Annotated in this window: 17 protein-coding genes; 10 read left to right on the forward strand and 7 right to left on the reverse strand. The window is 64.1% G+C overall.

Annotation, left to right across the window (positions count from 1 at the left end):
• The first annotated feature begins 80 nt into the window (after window positions 1-80).
• The 4 genes from ACIPIJ_RS04770 to ACIPIJ_RS04785 all read left to right on the forward strand — a co-directional run bounded on the left by ACIPIJ_RS04770 (window position 81) and on the right by ACIPIJ_RS04785 (window position 2959).
• On the forward strand, window positions 81-677 hold the full coding sequence (locus ACIPIJ_RS04770) for a 50S ribosomal protein L25/general stress protein Ctc (RefSeq protein WP_401073168.1): 597 nt from the start codon (window positions 81-83) through the stop codon (window positions 675-677).
• Between the two features lie 76 nt (window positions 678-753).
• Entirely contained in the window at window positions 754-1338 is a 585-nt protein-coding gene (gene pth, locus ACIPIJ_RS04775) for an aminoacyl-tRNA hydrolase (RefSeq protein WP_008099045.1), read from the forward strand.
• Window positions 1339-1360: 22 nt separating this feature from the next.
• Complete coding sequence (gene ychF / locus ACIPIJ_RS04780) at window positions 1361-2461, forward strand: redox-regulated ATPase YchF (RefSeq protein ID WP_016484859.1); 1101 nt, start codon at window positions 1361-1363, stop codon at window positions 2459-2461.
• 81 nt (window positions 2462-2542) lie between these two features.
• Window positions 2543-2959, forward strand: a complete 417-nt coding sequence (locus ACIPIJ_RS04785) for a GNAT family N-acetyltransferase (protein ID WP_401073171.1) — start codon at window positions 2543-2545, stop codon at window positions 2957-2959.
• A gap of 66 nt (window positions 2960-3025) precedes the next feature.
• Here ACIPIJ_RS04785 and ppk2 read toward each other — a convergent pair whose 3' ends face one another.
• Both ppk2 and ycaC read right to left on the reverse strand, forming a co-directional pair.
• The gene (gene ppk2 / locus ACIPIJ_RS04790; RefSeq protein ID WP_401073174.1) at window positions 3026-3844 is read right to left on the reverse strand and encodes a polyphosphate kinase 2; all 819 of its coding nucleotides are present in this window, start codon (window positions 3842-3844) and stop codon (window positions 3026-3028) included.
• 51 nt (window positions 3845-3895) lie between these two features.
• Complete coding sequence (gene ycaC / locus ACIPIJ_RS04795) at window positions 3896-4516, reverse strand: isochorismate family cysteine hydrolase YcaC (protein WP_401073176.1); 621 nt, start codon at window positions 4514-4516, stop codon at window positions 3896-3898.
• A gap of 236 nt (window positions 4517-4752) precedes the next feature.
• On the opposite strand from ycaC, the gene ACIPIJ_RS04800 reads away from it, so the two are divergent.
• From ACIPIJ_RS04800 to ACIPIJ_RS04810, 3 genes are all read left to right on the forward strand, one after another.
• Window positions 4753-5142 carry a YybH family protein gene (locus tag ACIPIJ_RS04800; protein ID WP_401073179.1) on the forward strand — a complete coding sequence of 130 codons (390 nt, stop codon included), beginning with the start codon at window positions 4753-4755 and terminating at the stop codon, window positions 5140-5142.
• A 93-nt stretch (window positions 5143-5235) separates the two neighbouring features.
• A complete protein-coding gene (locus tag ACIPIJ_RS04805) occupies window positions 5236-6738 on the forward strand; it encodes a purine-cytosine permease family protein (RefSeq protein ID WP_401073181.1) in 1503 nt (500 codons plus the stop codon).
• A gap of 13 nt (window positions 6739-6751) precedes the next feature.
• Window positions 6752-8182, forward strand: a complete 1431-nt coding sequence (locus ACIPIJ_RS04810; RefSeq protein ID WP_401073184.1) for an aldehyde dehydrogenase family protein — start codon at window positions 6752-6754, stop codon at window positions 8180-8182.
• 85 nt (window positions 8183-8267) lie between these two features.
• Here the strand turns inward: ACIPIJ_RS04810 and ACIPIJ_RS04815 are convergent, their stop codons facing one another.
• The 3 genes from ACIPIJ_RS04815 to ACIPIJ_RS04825 form a co-directional block, all read right to left on the reverse strand.
• Window positions 8268-10667, reverse strand: coding sequence for a DUF3772 domain-containing protein (locus ACIPIJ_RS04815; protein ID WP_401073187.1), 2400 nt, complete (start codon window positions 10665-10667; stop codon window positions 8268-8270).
• A 56-nt stretch (window positions 10668-10723) separates the two neighbouring features.
• Window positions 10724-11776 (reverse strand): bifunctional DNA-binding transcriptional regulator/O6-methylguanine-DNA methyltransferase Ada, encoded by a 1053-nt coding sequence (gene ada / locus ACIPIJ_RS04820; RefSeq protein ID WP_401073190.1) that lies wholly within the window; start codon window positions 11774-11776, stop codon window positions 10724-10726.
• A gap of 68 nt (window positions 11777-11844) precedes the next feature.
• Window positions 11845-12471, reverse strand: coding sequence for a DNA-3-methyladenine glycosylase family protein (locus tag ACIPIJ_RS04825; RefSeq protein WP_401073192.1), 627 nt, complete (start codon window positions 12469-12471; stop codon window positions 11845-11847).
• Between the two features lie 174 nt (window positions 12472-12645).
• Here ACIPIJ_RS04825 and ACIPIJ_RS04830 point away from each other — a divergent pair, with 174 nt between their 5' ends.
• From ACIPIJ_RS04830 to ACIPIJ_RS04840, 3 genes are all read left to right on the forward strand, one after another.
• The gene (locus ACIPIJ_RS04830; RefSeq protein WP_401073194.1) at window positions 12646-13161 is read left to right on the forward strand and encodes a sigma-70 family RNA polymerase sigma factor; all 516 of its coding nucleotides are present in this window, start codon (window positions 12646-12648) and stop codon (window positions 13159-13161) included.
• Complete coding sequence (locus ACIPIJ_RS04835) at window positions 13148-14104, forward strand: FecR domain-containing protein (RefSeq protein ID WP_401073195.1); 957 nt, start codon at window positions 13148-13150, stop codon at window positions 14102-14104. Before ACIPIJ_RS04830 ends, ACIPIJ_RS04835 begins: the two co-directional genes overlap by 14 nt.
• A 95-nt stretch (window positions 14105-14199) precedes the next feature.
• The gene (locus ACIPIJ_RS04840; RefSeq protein WP_401073198.1) at window positions 14200-16674 is read left to right on the forward strand and encodes a TonB-dependent siderophore receptor; all 2475 of its coding nucleotides are present in this window, start codon (window positions 14200-14202) and stop codon (window positions 16672-16674) included.
• 69 nt (window positions 16675-16743) lie between these two features.
• On the opposite strand, the gene ACIPIJ_RS04845 is transcribed toward ACIPIJ_RS04840, so the two are convergent.
• Window positions 16744-17904, reverse strand: a complete 1161-nt coding sequence (locus ACIPIJ_RS04845) for an MFS transporter (RefSeq protein WP_401073201.1) — start codon at window positions 17902-17904, stop codon at window positions 16744-16746.
• A 431-nt stretch (window positions 17905-18335) separates the two neighbouring features.
• Window positions 18336-19547 carry an MFS transporter gene (locus ACIPIJ_RS04850; protein ID WP_401073204.1) on the reverse strand — a complete coding sequence of 404 codons (1212 nt, stop codon included), beginning with the start codon at window positions 19545-19547 and terminating at the stop codon, window positions 18336-18338.
• Window positions 19548-19629 lie beyond the last annotated feature (82 nt).

Below are 19629 nucleotides of genomic sequence, written 5' to 3' on the forward strand. Positions count from 1 at the left end.
TTTGTTGGGGCGGGGCTTTTTTGCCATCCCCGTTGGCGCTGGTCGCAAACGCCCTCGGGGGGCTATTTTGGAGAAACAAAATGACTGATTTCATTCTGAACGCTCAAGCGCGTACTGACCTGGGGAAAGGTGCGAGCCGCCGCCTGCGTCACTCGCTGAACATCCCAGCCGTTGTATACGGTGGCGATAAAGAAGCTCAATCCCTGACCATCGTGGCCAAGGAAATCGCCAAACTGTTCGAAAACGAAGCTGCCTTCAGCCACGTTATCGAGCTGAACGTCGACGGCGCCAAGCAGAACGTCGTCGTCAAGGCCATGCAGCGCCACCCAGCCAAAGGCTTCATCATGCACGCCGACTTCGTTCGCGTCGTTGCTGGCCAGAAGCTGACCGCTGTTGTTCCAGTGCACTTCATCAACGAAGAAGCACCGGTCAAGAAAGGCGGCGAGATCTCGCACGTTGAATCGCAGATCGAAGTTTCCTGCGAAGCCAAAGACCTGCCTGAGTTCATCGAAGTCGACCTGGCCAACGCTGAAATCGGCACCATCATCCACCTGTCGGACCTGAAAGCTCCGAAAGGCGTAGAGTTCGTCGCTCTGGCCCACGGTGATGACAAAGCTGTTGCCAACGTTCACGCTCCGCGCGTTGCTCCAGAAGCTGAAGCAGGCGCCGCTGAGTAATCCACTCGCGCGCCGGTGTTGATCGGGTTACAGTGCCGCGCACCGTAACCCACCAACTCCAAGGAAGAGCCCCTACGTGACCGCCATCCAGTTGATCGTCGGCTTGGGTAACCCCGGCCCCGAATACGAACAGACCCGGCATAACGCAGGGGCTCTTTTCGTTGAACGCATTGCCAGCGCACAGCGCGTCTCCTTGACCGCTGACCGCAAGTATTTCGGCCTGACGGCTAAATTCAGCCATCAGGGCAACGACGTTCGCCTGCTCATCCCCACCACCTACATGAACCGTAGCGGCCAGTCCGTGGCGGCCTTGGCCAATTTCTTCCGCATCAAGCCGGAAGCGATCCTGGTGGCGCATGACGAACTCGACCTGCCTCCGGGCGTCGCCAAGCTCAAGCGCGGCGGTGGCCATGGTGGGCACAACGGCCTGCGCGACATCATCGCGCAGCTCGGCAACCAGAACGACTTCCACCGCCTGCGGCTTGGCATCGGCCACCCGGGTGACGCCAAACTGGTCTCCAACTTCGTCCTGGGTCGTGCGCCGCGCGCCGAGCAGGAGAAGCTCGACGCCAGCATCGATTTTGCCCTCGGCGTGCTGCCGGACGTGCTCGCCGGCGACTTCGCCAAGGCGATGCGCGAGCTGCACAGCCAGAAGGCCTGACACTTTAGAAAGGGGAATACCCATGGGTTTCAATTGCGGCATCGTCGGCCTGCCCAACGTCGGCAAGTCCACCCTGTTCAACGCCCTGACCAAGTCTGGCATCGCGGCGGAGAACTTCCCTTTCTGCACCATCGAGCCCAACAGCGGCATCGTGCCGATGCCCGACGCGCGCCTGGCGGCGCTGGCGGAAATCGTCAAGCCTAACCGCATCCTGCCGACCACCATGGAGTTCGTCGATATCGCCGGCCTGGTGGCCGGTGCCTCGAAAGGTGAAGGCCTGGGCAACAAGTTCCTCGCCAACATTCGCGAGACCGACGCCATCGCCCACGTGGTGCGCTGCTTCGAAGACGAGAACGTGATCCACGTTTCCAACAGCGTCGACCCCAAGCGCGACATCGAGATCATCGACCTCGAACTGATCTTCGCCGACCTGGACAGCTGCGAGAAGCAGCTGCAAAAGGTTGCCCGCAACGCCAAGGGCGGCGACAAGGAAGCCCTGGCGCAAAAGGCCATCCTGGAAAAGCTGATCCCGCACTTCACCGAAGGCAAGCCTGCGCGCAGCCTGATGAAGAACATGGCTGACGACGAGAAGGCCGTCATCCGTGGCTTCCACCTGCTGACCAGCAAGCCGGTGATGTACATCGCCAACGTGGCTGAAGACGGTTTCGACAACAACCCGCACCTGGACGTGGTCAAGGCCATCGCCGAGGAAGAAGGCGCGGTCGTGGTACCGGTGTGCAACAAGATCGAAGCCGAAATCGCCGAACTCGACGACGGTGAAGAGAAGGACATGTTCCTCGAGGCCCTGGGCCTGGAAGAGCCAGGCCTGAACCGCGTGATCCGCGCCGGTTACGAACTGCTCAACCTGCAGACCTACTTCACTGCCGGCGTGCAGGAAGTCCGCGCCTGGACCGTCCGCGTGGGCGCCACCGCGCCTCAGGCCGCTGGCGTGATCCACACCGACTTCGAAAAAGGCTTCATCCGCGCTGAAGTGGTGGCGTATGACGACTTCATCCAGTTCAAGGGTGAAGGCGGTGCCAAGGAAGCCGGCAAGTGGCGTTTGGAAGGCAAGGACTACATCGTCAAAGACGGCGATGTGATGCACTTCCGCTTCAACGTATAAAGGCAGCACATCGGCGGCGCCCCCTTCGCAGCGGTTCGGTGCGAAGGGGGCGCCGCCGTTTTCAGGCCAGGGAAAGGAATGATGCCGATTCACACTGTCCAGCAAATCCACTACCTCGACTGCCTGCCCCTGCGCCGTGATGTCCTGTGGCCCAGCCTCACCCCTGAGCAATGTGCTGTCGCGGGTGATGAGGATGCCCTGCACTTCGGCATCCATATCGACCAGCAGCTGGCCAGTTGCCTGTCACTCTTCACGGTCGACGCCAATACGTTCCAGGTCCGCAAATTCGCCACGGCGAGTGCCTTCCAGCATCAAGGCCTGGGCACGACCCTGCTCCGACATGCCATTGCCCATGCGAGGGCCGCTGGAGGCCAGCGCATCATCCTCAATGCCCGCACCAGCGCCGGTGGTTTTTACCAGCGTCACGGTTTCAACCGCATTGGCGAAATCCAGGAGCGCCACGGAGTGCCCTTCGTCACCATGGCCCTGAACCTCTGATCTCTGTGGAAGCAACTGCCTTCTTCAAGTCATTTGCCCTCCCACATCCCTACCAGGGTGATCAGATCAGAAGCGCTCTTCCACCACCTTGAAGGGATACGCCACGGCCTTGTACTTGCCGATCTTGCCGCGCTTGGGCAGTTTCACCACCTCCTCACGGGTGATGTCCTTGTACGGCACCCGTGTCAGCAAGTGGCTGATGATGTTCAGCCGCGCGCGCCGCTTGTCGTTGGAGTGGGCCAGGAACCACGGCGCCCAGGATGAATCCGAGGCGGTGAACATCTCGTCACGTGCGCGGGTGTAGTCGTCCCAGCGGGTATAGGACTTGAGGTCCATGGGCGAGAGTTTCCACAGTTTGCGGCCGTCACTAATGCGATCCTGCAGGCGGCGTGTCTGTTCGTCGGCGCTGACTTCGAGCCAGTACTTGATCAGGATGATCCCCGACTCGACCATCAGCTTTTCCAGCAACGGCACCACCGTGAGGAATTTGGTCGCCTGCTCGTCGGTGCAAAAACCCATCACCCGCTCGACACCGGCGCGGTTGTACCAGCTGCGGTCGAAGATCACCACTTCACCGGCCGCCGGCAGGTGGTTGAGGTAACGCTGGGCGTACATCTGGGTCTTTTCCCGTTCAGTGGGTGCCGGCAGCGCTACCACGCGGAACACCCGCGGGCTGACCCGCTCGGTGATGGCCTTGATAGTGCCACCCTTGCCGGCACCATCCCGGCCTTCGAATACGATGCACACCTTCAGGCCCTTGGCCACCACCCATTCCTGCAGTTTCACCAGCTCGACATGCAGGTGCTTGAGCGACTTCTCGTAGGCCTTGCCGCCCAGTTTCTCGGCGGGTGCTTGCAGGTCTTTCTTCCTGGACGACTTGGCCATGGCGCACTCCTGAGGGCGAATGAACAGTCAGTATGGTCCAACCCTGACGTTTTACTTCGCCAGCGTGTTGTAGCTGGTCATCAGGTTGCGGTAGTCCGGAATGTGGTTGGAGAACAACGTGCCCAGCCCTTCGATATCGTTGCGCCAGTCACGATGTAATTCACAGGCAACACCGAACCAGGTCATCAATTGTGCCCCAGCCGCCTCCATGCGCCGCCAGGCGGAATCGCGGGTCAGTTCATTGAAAGTACCGGATGCATCGCTGACCACGAACACCTCGAAGCCCTCCTCCAGTGCCGACAACGCCGGGAAGGCCACGCAGACTTCAGTGACCACGCCAGCAATCAGCAGCTGCTTCTTGCCAGTCGCCTTCACCGCCTTGACGAAATCTTCGTTGTCCCAGGCATTGATATTGCCGGGGCGGGCGATGTAAGGGGCGTCGGGGAACAGCGCTTTGAGCTCGGGTACCAGCGGGCCGTTGGGGCCGGTTTCAAAACTGGTGGTGAGGATGGTCGGCAGCTTGAAGTATTTGGCCAGGTCAGCCAGGGCCAGCACGTTGTTCTTGAAGCGGTCGGGATCGATGTCACGCACCAGCGACAGCAGGCCGGCCTGGTGATCGACCAACAGGACCGCGGCGTTGTTCTTGTCCAGACGCTTGTATTGGAAGGCCATGACGCAACTCCTTACAACGACGGATTGGGAGTTTCAGCGTAGGCAATCACAAGGGATGAGAAGGACCGTCAGTCGGTTGGCCGACGGCCAGCACCGGCCCCGTGACATCGGTCAGCAAGCCTCAAGCTTTGGTTCACAAATTCCTGAACTAATTATTTCCCCCCAGCGATTTTTCCCCCCGCCACTCCCCACCAGAATCGCTTCACCACAATCACAATAACCGTGAGGCCACTCCCGTGGACCAGACACTCCAGGTACGGCAGGCTGCCGCCGACCTCGTAGCCGCCTTTGCCAGCAACGACACCGCCCGCTATTTCGCCTGTTTCAGCGAAGACGCCACCTTCCTCTTCCATACCTTGGCGCAACCGCTGCTGTCGCGCCGTGCCTATGAAGACCTCTGGGCCCAATGGCAGGCCGAGGGTTTTGCCGTGCTCGGCTGCGCGTCGAGCAACGTGCAGGTGAGCCTGCAGGGCGATGTGGCGATCTTCATGCACGATGTCGCCACGCGCATCCGCATTGCCGGTGAAGAGCACCCGCTGACCGAGCGCGAGACCATCGTGTTCCGCCGCCAGGGTGAGCGCTGGCTGGCCTGCCACGAACACCTGTCGGTCGTCACCGCAGCCTGATTCCCCCTTACGCGGCCCTGCCGCCCTGCCATCGCACCCACAAGAGGGCCCGCGCACTGCGCCGGCCTACAACAACCGCGCTGGAGCATCACCATGAGCCACTCGACCGGTATCGAGACCAATGGCGTCGAACAGATCCCTGACGATCAACGCGACGCCGCCCCGCTGGACCTGTTCCGCCTGATCTTCGGCGGTGCCAACACTTTCGCCACCGCCGTGCTCGGCAGCTTCCCAGTCTTGTTCGGGCTGTCGTTCCAGGCCGGGGTCTGGGCGATTCTGCTCGGCGTCGGCGTGGGCGCGCTGATCCTTGCCCCCATGGGCCTGTTCGGTGCGCTCAACGGTACCAACAACGCGGTGTCGTCGGGCGCGCATTTCGGCGTGCATGGGCGCATCGTCGGCTCGTTCCTGTCGCTGCTCACCGCCGTGGCGTTCTTCTCGCTGTCGGTATGGAGTTCGGGCGATGCCCTGGTCGGCGGCGCCAAGCGCCTGGCCGGGCTGCCGGAAAGCGACCTGACCCTGGGCCTGGCCTACGGCCTGTTCGCCATCCTGGTGCTGGTGGTGTGCATCTTCGGCTTCCGCTTCATGCTGTGGGTAAACAAGATCGCCGTGTGGGCATCGAGCCTGCTGTTCCTGCTCGGCATCGTCGCCTTCGCCGGGCCGTTCGATGCGGGCTACGCCGGTAGCGTCAACCTCGGCCAGGCCGGCTTCTGGGCCGCCTTCGTGGGCGCGGCGATCCTGGCCATGAGCAACCCGGTGTCATTCGGCGCCTTCCTGGGCGACTGGTCGCGCTACATTCCGCGGCAAACGCCCAAGGCGCGCATCATGTTGGCGGTGATCGCCGCCCAGGCCGCCACGCTGATCCCGTTCCTGTTCGGCCTGTGCACCGCCACCCTCGTGGCCACCCAGGCGCCGGACTACATCGCCGCCAACAACTACGTCGGTGGCCTGCTGGCCGTCGCGCCAAGCTGGTTCTTCCTGCCGGTGTGCCTGATCGCGGTGATCGGCGGTATGTCCACCGGCACCACCGCGCTGTATGGCACGGGCCTGGACATGTCCAGCGTGTTCCCACGCCTGCTCAGCCGCGCCGGCGCCACCCTGCTGATCGGCGTGCTGGCGATTGCCTTCATCTTCATCGGCCGTTTCACCTTCAACCTGGTGCAGAGCGTTTCGACCTTTGCCGTACTGATCATCACCTGCACCAGCCCGTGGATGGTGATCATGATCCTCGGCCTGATCACCCGTCGCGGCTTCTACCACGCCGACGACCTGCAGGTGTTCACCCGCGGCCAGCGCGGCGGCCACTACTGGTTCCTGCATGGTTGGAACTGGCGCGGCATGGGGGCGTGGATCCCCAGCGCGGCAGTCGGCCTGTGCTTCGTCAACTTGCCGGGGCAGTTCGTCGGCCCGTTGGGCGACCTGGCCAGCGGCGTCGACATGAGCCTGCCGGTCACCCTGGGTATCGCCTGCGTGCTGTACCTGCTGCTGCTCAACCTGTTCCCTGAACCTGCTGGCGTGTATGGGCCCAACGGCCCGCGCTGGGTGCGCTGCAAGAGCACCCCGCACACGCCGGTGCTGACCCCTGCCGAAATGGCCTGACTGGATACCGACCATGACCACTTCCCATTACATCGCCGGCCATTGGGTCGAAGGCCAGGGCAGCGACTGCATCAGCGTCAACGACCCTGCTCTGGGCCTGCCCTTCGCCGAACTGATGGCCGCCAGCGTTGCCCAGGTCGACCAAGCCGTGGCGGCAGCGCGAGCCGCCCTGCCTGCCTGGAAGCAGACCAGCGCCAGCGAACGTGCAGCCTATTTGCGCGGCTTTGCCGAGCAGCTCGGGCAGCGCCGTGACGCGCTGATCACCCTGCAGATGCGCAACAACGGCAAGCCGCGTCACGAGGCCGAAATCGACCTGGACGACGCGATCGCCACATTCAACTACTACGCCGATCTGGCCGAGCAACTGCCGGAAAAAAACCGCGACGTGCCCCTGGCCGCACCTGGATTCAGCGCCCGTACCCGCCTGGAACCGGTAGGCGTGGTCGGCCTGATCGTGCCGTGGAATTTCCCGCTGGTGACCAGCGCCTGGAAGCTCGCCCCGGCATTGGCAGCGGGCTGCACCGTGGTGCTCAAACCCTCGGAAGTCACCCCGCTGATCGAGCAGGCCTACGGCCAGATCGCCGACGCCTTGGGCCTGCCCGCAGGCGTGCTGAATATCGTCAACGGCAAGGCCGAAACCGGCGCGGCACTGAGCAGCCACAACGGCCTGGACAAGCTGTCGTTCACTGGCAGCAACAGCGTCGGCAGCCAGGTGATGCGCAGCGCTTCGGCGCAGTGCCGGCCGGTGACGCTGGAGCTGGGCGGCAAGTCGGCGATCATGGTGTTCGACGACTGCGATGTCGACCAGGCAGTGGAATGGATTGTCGCCGGCATCAGCTGGAACGCGGGGCAGATGTGCTCGGCCACTTCGCGGTTGCTGGTACAAGAAGGCATCGCCGATGCGCTGCTACCACGCCTGCAACACGCCTTGGAAACGCTGCGCGTTGGTAACCCGCTGACAGAAGAAGTGGACATGGGGCCACTGACCAGCCAGGCGCAATGGTTGAAAGTTGCCAGCTACTTTGCCACTGGGCGTGAAGAGGGGCTGCAGTGCCTGGCCGGTGGCAGGGCGCTGGATCGCGATGGCTGGTTTGTCAGCCCGACGCTGTACGCCGATGTGCCAACGGACAGCCGCCTGTGGACCGAAGAGATCTTTGGGCCGGTACTGTGCGCACGTCGCTTCTCGACTGAAGCGCAAGCGATTGCCGAAGCGAACGACAGCCGCTTTGGCCTCGTCGCCACCGTCTGCTCGGCCGACCTGGAACGCGCCGATCGTGTGGCCGATGCGCTGGAAGTCGGGCATGTGTGGATCAACTCGGTGCAGGCGGTGTTCGTCGAAACATCGTGGGGCGGCACAAAGGGCAGCGGGATCGGGCGCGAACTCGGGCCTTGGGGGCTGTCGGGGTATTTGTCGGTGAAGCACGTCACACGGTGCATGGGCTGACACCCACAGGGGCCGCTGCGCGGCCCCAATCGCCGGCAAGCCGGCTCCCACTGTTCCGCGAATGGGCCGCACAGCGGCCCCTGGGTCACGCCGGCTCGTCAGCCGGGCGCGAACCTTCCTGCACCAGCACCATGCTCTGCGGTGAGGACAGGGGAATATCCTCATCTCGCAAGCGGCCGAGGATGGTGAACAGCAGATCGCTGCGGGCACCCGACACCTGCCGCGGCCCGGCCACATAACCACTCACACTGATCACCATGCCACTCGCCGTCAGGTCCTTGAAGGTCACCGAAGGCGATGGCGCATCCAGGATCGACTCGTGCTCGTGGTAGGCCGCCAGCAACAGCTCGCGCACCCGGTTGGCATCGGTCTCCAGCGGCAGGGTCAAGGTGATCCCCACTACGCCCAGCGCATTGCCCATGGTCACGTTACGCACGTTCTGCGAGATGAACTGCGAGTTGGGCACGATCACCGTGGAACGGTCGGACATCTGGATTTCGGTGGCGCGCACGTTGATCCGGCGAATATCACCCTCGACGCCGGCCAGGCTCACCCAGTCCCCCACCTTGACCGGGCGCTCGGTGAGCAGGATCAGGCCGGAGATGAAGTTCTGCACGATTTGCTGCAAGCCGAAACCGATACCCACCGACAGCGCACTGACCACCCACGTCAGGCTGGTGAGGTTGATACGCAGGGTCGACATCACCAGCATGGCCAGGAACAGGAAGCCCAGGTAGCCGACCAAGGTCACCAGCGAAGCCCGCATGCCGGCGTCCATGTCGGTTTCCGGCAGCAGACGCTCGCTCAGCCAACGCTTGAGCACGCGGATACCGAGCATGCCGCCAAACAGCATCCCCACGGCCAGCAGAATGTCGCCAGGCACGATGTTCAGGTTGCCAAGCAGTTTGCCACCCGTGCCGTCCCAATCGCCCAGGCTCAACAGCAGCTCGCCCGGGCTGGTGCCCGACGGCATCAGCGCCAGCATCACGGCCAGGAACAGCAGCACCGTACGACCGATACCGGTCAGGATGGTACTGGCTTGCGCCTGGTGGCGTGGCGCCAGGCCCAGTGTCGACGCCAGCGCCAGGCCGCCAGGTTGGCGCGGCGACAGCAGGGTTTCGAAGAGGTCACCGATAAAGGTGGTCAACAGGTAGGCGCAGGTGGCGACCACACTGATCCACAGCAGCTTGGCGGTGAGGAAGTAGGCCAGGGTCAGGTAACCGGCCAGCAGCGTCAGCACGATCAGGCCAACCCACACCACGATCACGAACGGGATCAGCCCGGCCAGGCCGGTCGGCCGTTCCAGCTCATGCTTGCGCAGGGTACGGCGGTAGCGGACAAGCGCTGCCGTGAAGATCGCCGCCACCACCAGCGCAGTCAGCCCGTTGGTCGCCACGGTCAGCGCCAGGCTGGTGCCGATCACGCTGTTGATGCGCTCCATGGTCAGCATCACCATCAGCGCCAGGGCCAGCAACTTGGGGAACCAGCCCAGCGCACTGGCCACTTCGTCGTGGATCGGCGGCAGGCGCCAGGACGGGCGCTGCAGCATCAGCATGGCGCGGCCCAGGCCGGTGATGAAGGCGCTGAACACCACCAGGGTGAGGAAGTGGTTGGTCAGGCTAGCGATGTCGGAGCCCAGTTCGGCGCTGCTCTGCAGGCCCCAGCGCAACAGCGACACGGAGCCGGCGATGGTGCCCAGGGTGGCCAGGCTTACGCTCAAGGCCAGTGCGCTGCGGCGCAAGCGCCCTTCGGGCAGCCAGCGGACCATGGCGTCGGCGAGCAGGCGCTCGAAGAGCAGGCGCACCAGTGTCCAGACGAGGATCGCGGCCACCAGGCTGCTGATGAAGAACCAGCGGTGTTCAGGGCTCAAGGCGCTGCCCAGGGCATCGCTTGCCTCGCCGCGCAGGTCGCGCAGGCGCATCACGTCATCTTCGGTCGGGCGTATCAACGACTGCCAGAACGCAGGGGTCAGCGGGCTGGTTGCGCGGCTGGTGACCTGGGAGTTGAACTGGCTGCGGCGCAAGTTGACGATCTGCGTGGACAGGTCGCGGGCTGACTGGGTCAGCTTGGTGGCCTGGTCCTGCTCGGCAACCAACGCTTTCTTCTGTGCCTCGAGGTCCTTGCGCTGCAGCGTGAGGCTTGCAGCTTCATCCGGCTGCGGCGGGCCGATGACTTTCAACTGGTCATCGATTTTTTGCACATCGCCCGTGCGCACCGTACTTAACGCGTCGGCTTGACGCTGCACCTGCACAGCGGCCATGCGTAGCTGCGAGAGCACGTCATCATTGGCGTTGCTGGTGACCCCCTGGCGGATCTGATCGAGCCGATCGCTCAGTTGCTCGATGCTGGCATTCTCATCAAGCGCCGGCAACTCGCCAGCGGCCAGGTTGGACACCGGCGTGGCGGCCGACCAGGCCGGCGCAGCGAGCGCCAGCATCAGGGCCATTACACCCAGGCAATAACGGGCAAGGCTTACACGCCTCATCGAACATTCCTCTTTACAACTCGATTTGGCGGTGGATTCTACGCGGCTTATTGCAATCAGGAGAGTGCCGTCTCTCGCGCCAATAGCTGCCGCTTACGCTCCACGCCCCACCGGTAGCCACTGATGTCGCCGTCACGGCGCACTACCCGGTGGCAGGGGATGGCCACGGCAATGCGGTTAGCCGCACAGGCCATGGCAACAGCGCGCACGGCGTTGGGCGCGCCGATGCGCTCGGCGATCTCGCTATAGCTCACCCGGCAACCCAACGGCACTTCGCGCAAGGCTTGCCAGACCCGCTCCTGAAACGCGGTGCCCTGCACGTCCAGGGGCAAGTTCAGGCCCAGCGCGGGCGCCTCGACAAAGCCCACCACCTCGGCGACCACACGCTCGTAGTCGGCATTGCCGCCGACCAGCCGCGCGTTGGGGAACTGGTCCTGCAACTGTTCGAGCAACCGTTCGGGGTCGTCGCCCAGGAGGATCGCGCAGATGCCCTTCTCGCTCTGCGCCACCAGGATCGCCCCTAGTGAACACTGACCAACGGCAAAGTGAAGGGTCGCACCCGCGCCACCGGCACGGTACTGGCGTGGGCGCATGCCCAGGCGCTGGTCGGCGCTTTCGTAGAAACGGCTGTTGGAGTTGTAGCCGGCCTCGAAGATGGCGTCGGTTACCGAATTGTGCCCGTCGCTCAGGCTGGCACGCAGGCGCTGGGCGCGGAAGGCTGACGCATAGGCTTTCGGTGTAAGGCCGGTTTCGGCCTTGAACAGGCGGTGCAGGTGGAATGGGCTGACGGCCAGCTGTGCGCCGAGCTGGTCGAGGCTGGGCGGGTTGTCGCTGGCTTCGAGCAGGCGACAGGCGCGGGCCACCAGGTCGGGGCGGCGGTTGGCCGCGGCTTTGACCTGGCAGCGGCGGCACGCGCGGTAGCCTGCGGTTTCGGCGGCGGCGGCGTCGGTGAAGAATTCGACGTTCTCGCGTTTGGCCATGCGTGATGTGCAGCCGGGCTGGCAGTACACGCCGGTGGTGCGCACGGCGTAGACGAAGTGACTGGCGGCACGGGCGTCTCGGGTATGTACGGCTTGCCAGCGCTGGTCGTCGGTGGTGTAGGCGTTCATCGCGGTGTGCCTCATCTACTGGTTTCGTGTATGCCGGCCCTTTCGCGGGGCAAGCCACTGGAAGAACATCAAGCCCGCCACAGATACCAGGCCGCCACGGTCCGGTGCGGGCTCCACGGGCTACCCAGCGAGCGCATCTGCGCCGGTGTGGGTGCCTTCTCCAGCCCCTTGAGCCGACGATACCCCTCACGCACGCCAAAATCGTCAACCGGCAAAATATCCGAACGCTCCAAGCTGTAGATCAGCAGCATTTCCACCGTCCAGCGCCCCACACCGCGCAAGGCGACCAAGCGTTCGATCAACGCATCGTCCGTCATGCCCAGCGCCTCTTCACGGCCAGGCACCGCACCGTCCAGCGTGGCCTGGGCAATCCCCTGAACAGTGGCCAGCTTGCTCGCCGAAAACCCACAGGCGCGTATCGTTTCCGGCGCCACCGCCAGCAACTGCTGTGGCGCGGGAAACGCCTCTTCCGGGAATAACGCCAGCAATCGCCCAAGAATCGCCTCGGCCGCTCGCGCATGCAGTTGCTGATAGGCAATCGCCCGCACCAGGGCCTCGTAAGGCTCGCGGCCCGGCGTCGCGCGATGCAGGCAGGGCCCGACTGCAGCGATGTGCCGCGCCCAGTCAGGGTCCAGCGCGGCCAGATAACCGGTGGCCTCGCGGTAGGCGTCAGGCGAGAGGTCGGCGCGGATCATCCGTTGCTCCAGTGGGTGCAGGGCAGGTCCAGCTTAGCCCAGCCGCTTACCGACGAAACCCCGGATCTTGCGCCGCTAATTCCTGGCATACCATTGCCCCGCGCCATCGTCCCCGCATAGAATTGAGAACTATTCACAATCGCACACGTTTGACGGGACCGGGCCTTCACTACGATGCAGATCAACGACACGCTCAAACCGGCCGAAGTCGCCCTGCTCTATCAGTCCCACCATGCCTGGCTGCGTGGCTGGCTGCGCAACCGGGTGGGCTGCCAGGAGAATGCCGCCGACCTGGCACAGGACACTTTCGTGCGCCTGCTGCGTGCGCGGCAGGTGTCGCCGCTGAAAGAACCCCGCGCCTACCTGAGCAGCATCGCCCGCGGGCTGATGATCGACCAGTTCCGCCGACGCGCCCTGGAGCGTGCCTATCAGGAAAGCCTGGCCCATCTGCCTGAAGGCGAAGTGCCCAGTGAAGAACACCGCCGGGTAATTCTCGATACCCTCGAACGCCTCGACCGCGCGCTGCACCAGCTCAAGCCACGTGCCCGCCAGGCTTTCCTGCTGGCCCAGCTCGAGGGCTTGAGCATCCCGCAGATCGCCCTGCGCCTCGGCGTGTCGCGGGCCACCGTCGAGCGCGACCTGGCCAAGGCCTTGGGCGTTTGCTATCGGTTGCGCTATGCCGAGTTCTGATCATGCGCCCGCACAGGCCCAGGTCGACCAGGCCATCGAGTGGCTGGTGAAGCTGCGTTTCGATACCCCGAGCCCGGCCATCGAACAGCAGTTCCAGCAGTGGCTGACGTGCCACCCGCACAATGCCCAGGCCTGGCAACGGGTAAGCAGCCTGAGCGACGATTTGGCAGGGCTGCCCACCGAGCTGAGTCGGCGCACCCTCGACGGCAGCCAGCGCCAGCGTATCAGCCGCCGTGACCACCTCAAGCTGCTGGCGGTATTGGCGGTCGGCGGCAGCGTCGGCTGGGCCGCGCGCGAACCTTTGGGCCTGCCGGCACTGGTGGCCGACAGCAGCACCGGTACTGGCGAACGCCGCCGGTTACAGGGCAGCGATGGCAGCCAGATCCAACTCAACACGGCCAGCGCCATCGACCTGCGGTACAGCGCCGAGCAGCGCGAACTGGCCTTGCTGCGCGGTGAAGTCAGCCTGGCCAGCAACTCCGGCGACAATCGCCCGTTCCGCATTACCACCCGCGTCGGCGCCCTCGGCACCCGTGACGGCCAACTGCTGCTGCGCGAGAACGATCAGGGCCTGCTGCTGGCCGTGCGCAGCGGCGAAGTCACGCTGTTCCCCTCCTCCACTTCGCCACGCCTGGTAAAGGCAGGCGAGGTGCTGCAGGTGTCGCCTGGCGGGCACTATCAGCTCGCCACACTGCATGGCGACCCGTGGGGCTGGACCGACGGCGTGCTCAGCGTGCAGCAGATGCCGCTCGGCGAGTTCTGCGCAGAATTGGCGCGCTACCGCCCAGGGTTATTGCGCTGCGCTCCCGAGGTGGCCGAACTGAAGGTGTCTGGCACTTACCAGCTGGACGACAGCGAACAAATCCTGCAATTGCTCGCCCGCAGCCTGCCGGTGCGTATCGACTACCGCACCCGCTACTGGGTCAACGTCGGCGCCGCCTGATATTTTTTGAAAAAGAATGAGGTGGAATCTCATTCTCGTGCGGCCTGAAGGAACAAAGCCCGAAAAGTGGTCTACGAAACCTTCAGGAGCGCTCCATGATTCACCCGTGTTCCCCCCGCAACGACAGGCTGCGCCATGCTGTACGCGCGGCTGTGTTCAGCCTCGGCCTGGCCACTGGCCTGGCAATCCCCGCCATGGCCCAGGCAGCACCCGCCAACCAGCACCAGCAGCTCGACTGGAACATCCCGGCAGGCCAATTGGCCCCTGCTCTGGACCAGCTGGCACGCCAAGGCGGGCTGAACCTGTCGTTCGATGCGAACAGCCTGCAAGGCAAGACCACCCAGGGCGTGAAGGGCCGCCATGAGCGCGGCCAGGCACTGTCGATCCTGCTGCAGGGCAGCGATGTGCAGGTTCAGCAGGAAGGCGGCAACAGCTACCTGCTGATTCCGGCCCTGGACGTTGGCGGGGCCCTGGAGCTCGGCGCCACCAGCATCTCCAGCAACCGCCTGGGCGAGACCACCGAGCACAGCGGCTCGTACACCACCGGCGCAGTGACCATCGGCAAGACCGCGCAAAGCCTGCGCCACACGCCGCAGTCGGTTACCGTGGTCACCCGCCAGCGCATCGACGACCAGAACATCACCAACCTCACCACCCTGCTCGAACAGACCCCGGGCGTGGTGGTGAACATGACCGACAGCGAGCGCGTGCAGTACTACTCGCGCGGCTATGCGATCGACGCCATCCAGTACGACGGCGCCACCGTGGTGCAGGGCAGCGGCGGCGGTTCGTTCATCCAGAGCGATTCGGCGCTCATCGACCGCGCCGAGATCCTGCGCGGCGCCACCGGCATGATCCGCGGCGCCGGCAACCCGTCCGGCACCGTCAACCTGGTGCGCAAGCGCCCCACTCACGAGTTCCAGGGCGAAGGCAGCGTCACCCTCGGGTCTTGGGATGCCCAGCGCTACGTCGCCGATATCTCTGGCCCGCTGACCGAAACCGGCAACGTGCGGGGCCGGGTGATTGCCGTGCACGATGACAAGGACCACTTTCAGGAATCGCGCCAGGAGCGCAAAGAGGTGTTCTACGGCGTGCTGGCCTTCGACCTGAACGACAGCACCACGCTGACCACCGGCCTGGAATGGACCAAGCTCGATGCCACCGGCGCCTGGGGCAACCTGCCCGCCGACTACGACGGCTCGCCCCTGCCGTTTGGCCGCAGCACCTACCTGGGTGCCGACTGGAACCGCTGGGACCGCAGCAACCTGCAGACCTTTGCCGAACTCGAACACCGCTTCGACAACGACTGGAAGCTCAAGCTGATGGCCCAGCGCACGCACTTCGAGCTGGATGACCACGGTTTCAAGCAGACCTACTTCACACGTGCCAGCGGCGCCACCAACCCCAGCAACAACCCTTACCTGATGAACTACCAGGTCACCGAGGGCGATGGCGGCGAGAGCCTGCAGAACAACCTGAGCGCCACCCTCAACGGGCCGTTCGACCTGCTTGGTCGTACCCATGAACTGATGCTCGGCGTCGAGCGCATTCGCAACGATTCATACGCCTCGGCCACCAATTTCGTGTCTTCCGGGGTGTTTGACATCCGCGAGTGGGACCCGAAGACCAGCCTGGCCGAGCCGAACATCAACATCACGGCGCACCCAGTGCGTACACGCACCACCCAGGAAGCGGCCTATGCCACCTGGCGCATTTCCCTGGCCGACCCGCTCACGGCGATCATCGGGGCGCGGGCCAACTGGTATGACTACGAGCAGGAAAACAACACCAAGTCCAACGGCACCTTCAGCGTCGACAACAAGATCGTGCCGTACGCGGCGCTGATCTACGACCTCAACGACAACTTCAGCACCTACGCCAGCTATACCGAGATCTTCAACCCGCAGACCGCCACCGATGTCAGCGGCTCGGTGCTGGAGCCGACCACCGGTGAGGCTTACGAGACCGGCATCAAGGGCGAGTTCTACGAGGGGCGCCTGAACACTTCGCTGGCGTTTTTCCGTATCTACCAGGTCGGCAACCCTCTGGATGACGTGAGCGGCCCCAACCCCTGCCTGCCCAACTACCCCTCGGGCTACTGCAAGGTGGCGTCTGGGAAGAACCGCAGCCAGGGCTTCGAACTGGAGGTTTCCGGCGAAGTGCTGCCGGGGTGGAACGTGACCGGTGGCTACACCTACAACACCACCAAGCAACTCAAGGACACTATCAGCAACACCGGCAACGCCATCCGTACCACCGACCCCAAACGCATGTTGCGGCTGTTTACCAGCTATCGCCTGCCCGGCGAACTGGAGGCGTGGACCGTGGGTGGCGGCGTGCAGGCGCAGAGCGACATCTACAACCGCAGCGGCAGCGCCGAGGCGTCGCAGGCGGGGTACGCGGTGTACAACGCGATGGTCAACTACCGCTTCAACGACCATTATTCACTGCAGTTCAATGCCAACAATATCTTCGACAAGAAGTACTACCGCCAGGTCGCGCCAACGCCGACCGGGTATTACTGGGGCGATCCGCGCAATGTGTCTGTGACCCTGCGCGGCAGCTTCTGACCAGGACTGTCAGTGGCGGCCCTTCGTGGGCAAGCTCGCGAAGGGGCCGCCACTGACAGAAGCAGAGTGTCAATCCACCACCGCGCGCAACTTCCCCGCCCGCCGGTATGACTGCCGGGCAAAGCACACGAACAGCCCGGCCATGATCGCCAGCGCCATCGGTAACCCGTGCGGCGCCACATCCATCGCTGCGCCGCTGACCAGCGGCCCTACCAGGCTACCTACGCCCCACAGCAAACCAACGCTGGCATTGGCGGTGACCAGGTCCTGGCCCTTGAAGCGCTGGCCGATCAGCACCAGCGCCAGGGTGTAGATGCCCCCCGCCACCGCGCCCAGCACCACCAGCAACGGCCACAGCAGCCAGGTCATCTGCAGTAACCATGGCAGTGCGATGCCGATTGCCATCGCCACCAGCCCACACACCAGGTGCAGCCCGGTGCGCTCGACGCGGTCGGCCAGCCAGCCCAGCGGTAGCTGGAAGACCATGTCACCGGCGAACACCACCGTCACCATCAGCGCCGCCACGCCCACGGCAAAGCCATGGCTGGTGGCATAGACCGGCAACAGCGACAGCACCACGGCATCGAAGAACGAGAAGAACAGCACCGCCACGCACAACGCCGGCGCCACGCGGAAGAAGCCCGCCAGGCCAAAGCTTTTCTCGCCTTCTTCGCCGTGCTCCACAGGGTCGTTGGGCACCGTGAACAGGATGCACAGCAGCGCCAGGCCGTAGCAGAAGGTCACCACACCGGTGATCCACGGGCTGTTGGCACCGATCACCGCGAGCATCGCCGGCCCCAGCACCTGGAAGCCGGTGAAGCTGGTGGCGTACAACGCCATGATCTTGCCGCGATTGTGGTCGGGGCACAGCTCGTTGACCCACGACTCGCCGAGAATGATCGCGATGCCCATGCCAATCCCCAGGCCCAGGCGCAGTGCGGCCAGCAGCCAGATCGAATCGAATGCCGACTCCAGCAAGGCGATGCTGACGGTGCACAGACTGAAGCTGAGCAGGTAGATGGTGCGCCGGGTCAGGTGCCGGCAGCAGGCGTCGACCATGAACGCCGAGAGCATCATGCCCGCCGCGGGAATGGCCGAGATGATGCCGATCTGCAAGGTGCCGGCGCCGGCCTCATGCAAGCGCAACGACACCAGCGGCAGGCTGGCCCCCAAACTAAAGCCGACCACCGACACGGCGAACAGAAGGCCCGCCAGCAAACGCATGTTCATGTACCACTCCTGGAAAACTGAAAAGACGCGCAGATACAGGCGCCCACGCGCACGCCGGGACGGCGGGCGACGCAAAGGCGCAGGTCAGTTCAGAACGAGGTGTGGCGAGAAAGTGAAGGCAAACAGCACGCTGCGGCGACGCTTGAGCACCGTGTCGCTCGGCCACGCACGACGCATGGCCTGGAGGGCAGGCTGGCGAGCGTGTGGGAGGGACTGGCTACGGCGCATTGCTTGGGCTACTACGCAGGTGGTTGGAAAGAGGCGGCACTCTAGGCCAAGCCAGGTTGAGTCGTCAATTGCCCGGGGCCGCAGGGCGGCCCATTCGCGGGCCAAGCCCGCTCCCACATGGGCCCGGCTGGATTCAGGCTCAGCACTAGACCTGTGGGAGCGGGCTTGCCCCGCGAATGGGCGACAAAGCCACCCCGACACCCTCAACGTTTACCGGTATTTGGCAGAAACACCGCCAACAAGCCGAACAACGGCAGGAACGAGCACAACCCATACACGTATTCGATGCCGCGCAGGTCGGCCAGGTACCCCAGCAACGCCGCGCCAATGCCGCCGAAGCCGAACATCAGGCCGAAGAAGATGCCGGCAATCATGCCCACACTGCCCGGCACCAGCTCCTGGGCATACACCACGATCGCCGAGAACGCCGACGCCAGGATGAAGCCGATCACCACGCTCAGCACGGTGGTCCAGAACAGGTCGGCATAGGGCAGCGCCAGGGTGAACGGCGCCACGCCGAGGATCGAGAACCAGATCACCGCCTTGCGCCCGATACGGTCACCGATCGGCCCACCAAAGAAGGTGCCCGCCGCCACGGCGCCCAGGAACAGGAACAGGTGCAACTGCGAGCTGGCCACCGACAGGTCGAACTTCTCGATTAGGTAGAAGGTGAAGTAGCTGGTGAAACTGGCCATGTAGAAGTATTTGGAGAACACCAGCAGGCCCAACACGATCAGCGCCGCGATCACCCGCTGGCGCGAGATGCCATGGGTGGCCTGCACCGCCTTGCGCGCCTTGGCCTGGCTGAGGTGCTCGGTGTACCAGCGGCGCAGCATCAGGGTCACGGCGAAGAACAGCAGCCCGGCCACGCCGAACCAGGCCACGTGGGTCTGGCCGAACGGGATGACGATGGCAGCCGCCAGCAACGGGCCAAAGGCCGAACCCGCGTTACCGCCCACCTGGAAGGTCGACTGCGCCAGGCCGAAACGCCCGCCCGAGGCCAGGCGTGCAATACGCGAGGTTTCCGGGTGGAAGGTCGACGAACCAATCCCGACCAGCGCCGAGGCCAGCAGAATCATCGGGAAACTGCCGACGAAGGCCAGCATGACAATGCCCACCAACGTACACAGGGTGCCCAGCGGCAGCAGGTTCGGCGTCGGCCGGCGGTCAGTGAAGAACCCGACCCAGGGCTGCAACAGCGAGGCGGTAATCTGGAAGGTCAGGGTGATCAGGCCGATCTGGGCGAAGCTCAGGTCGTAATTGGCCTTGAGCATTGGGTAGATCGCCGGCAGCACCGACTGGATGAGGTCGTTGATCAGGTGCGCCAGCGCGCAGAAGGTGATGATACGCATCACCAGCGGGTTGGCTTGGCTTGCCGACCCGGTGCTGGCGGTGGGGGTGCTGCTGATGGCCATGGTGTTGATTTCCGTCCGCAGGTTTGGGATCCGATTATCAAGAAACAAATGGATACATAGCTACCTTTTTATCCCTCTGTCA

The organism is Pseudomonas sp. NPDC087185, assembly GCF_044744955.1.
In the GTDB taxonomy this organism is placed as follows: domain Bacteria; phylum Pseudomonadota; class Gammaproteobacteria; order Pseudomonadales; family Pseudomonadaceae; genus Aquipseudomonas.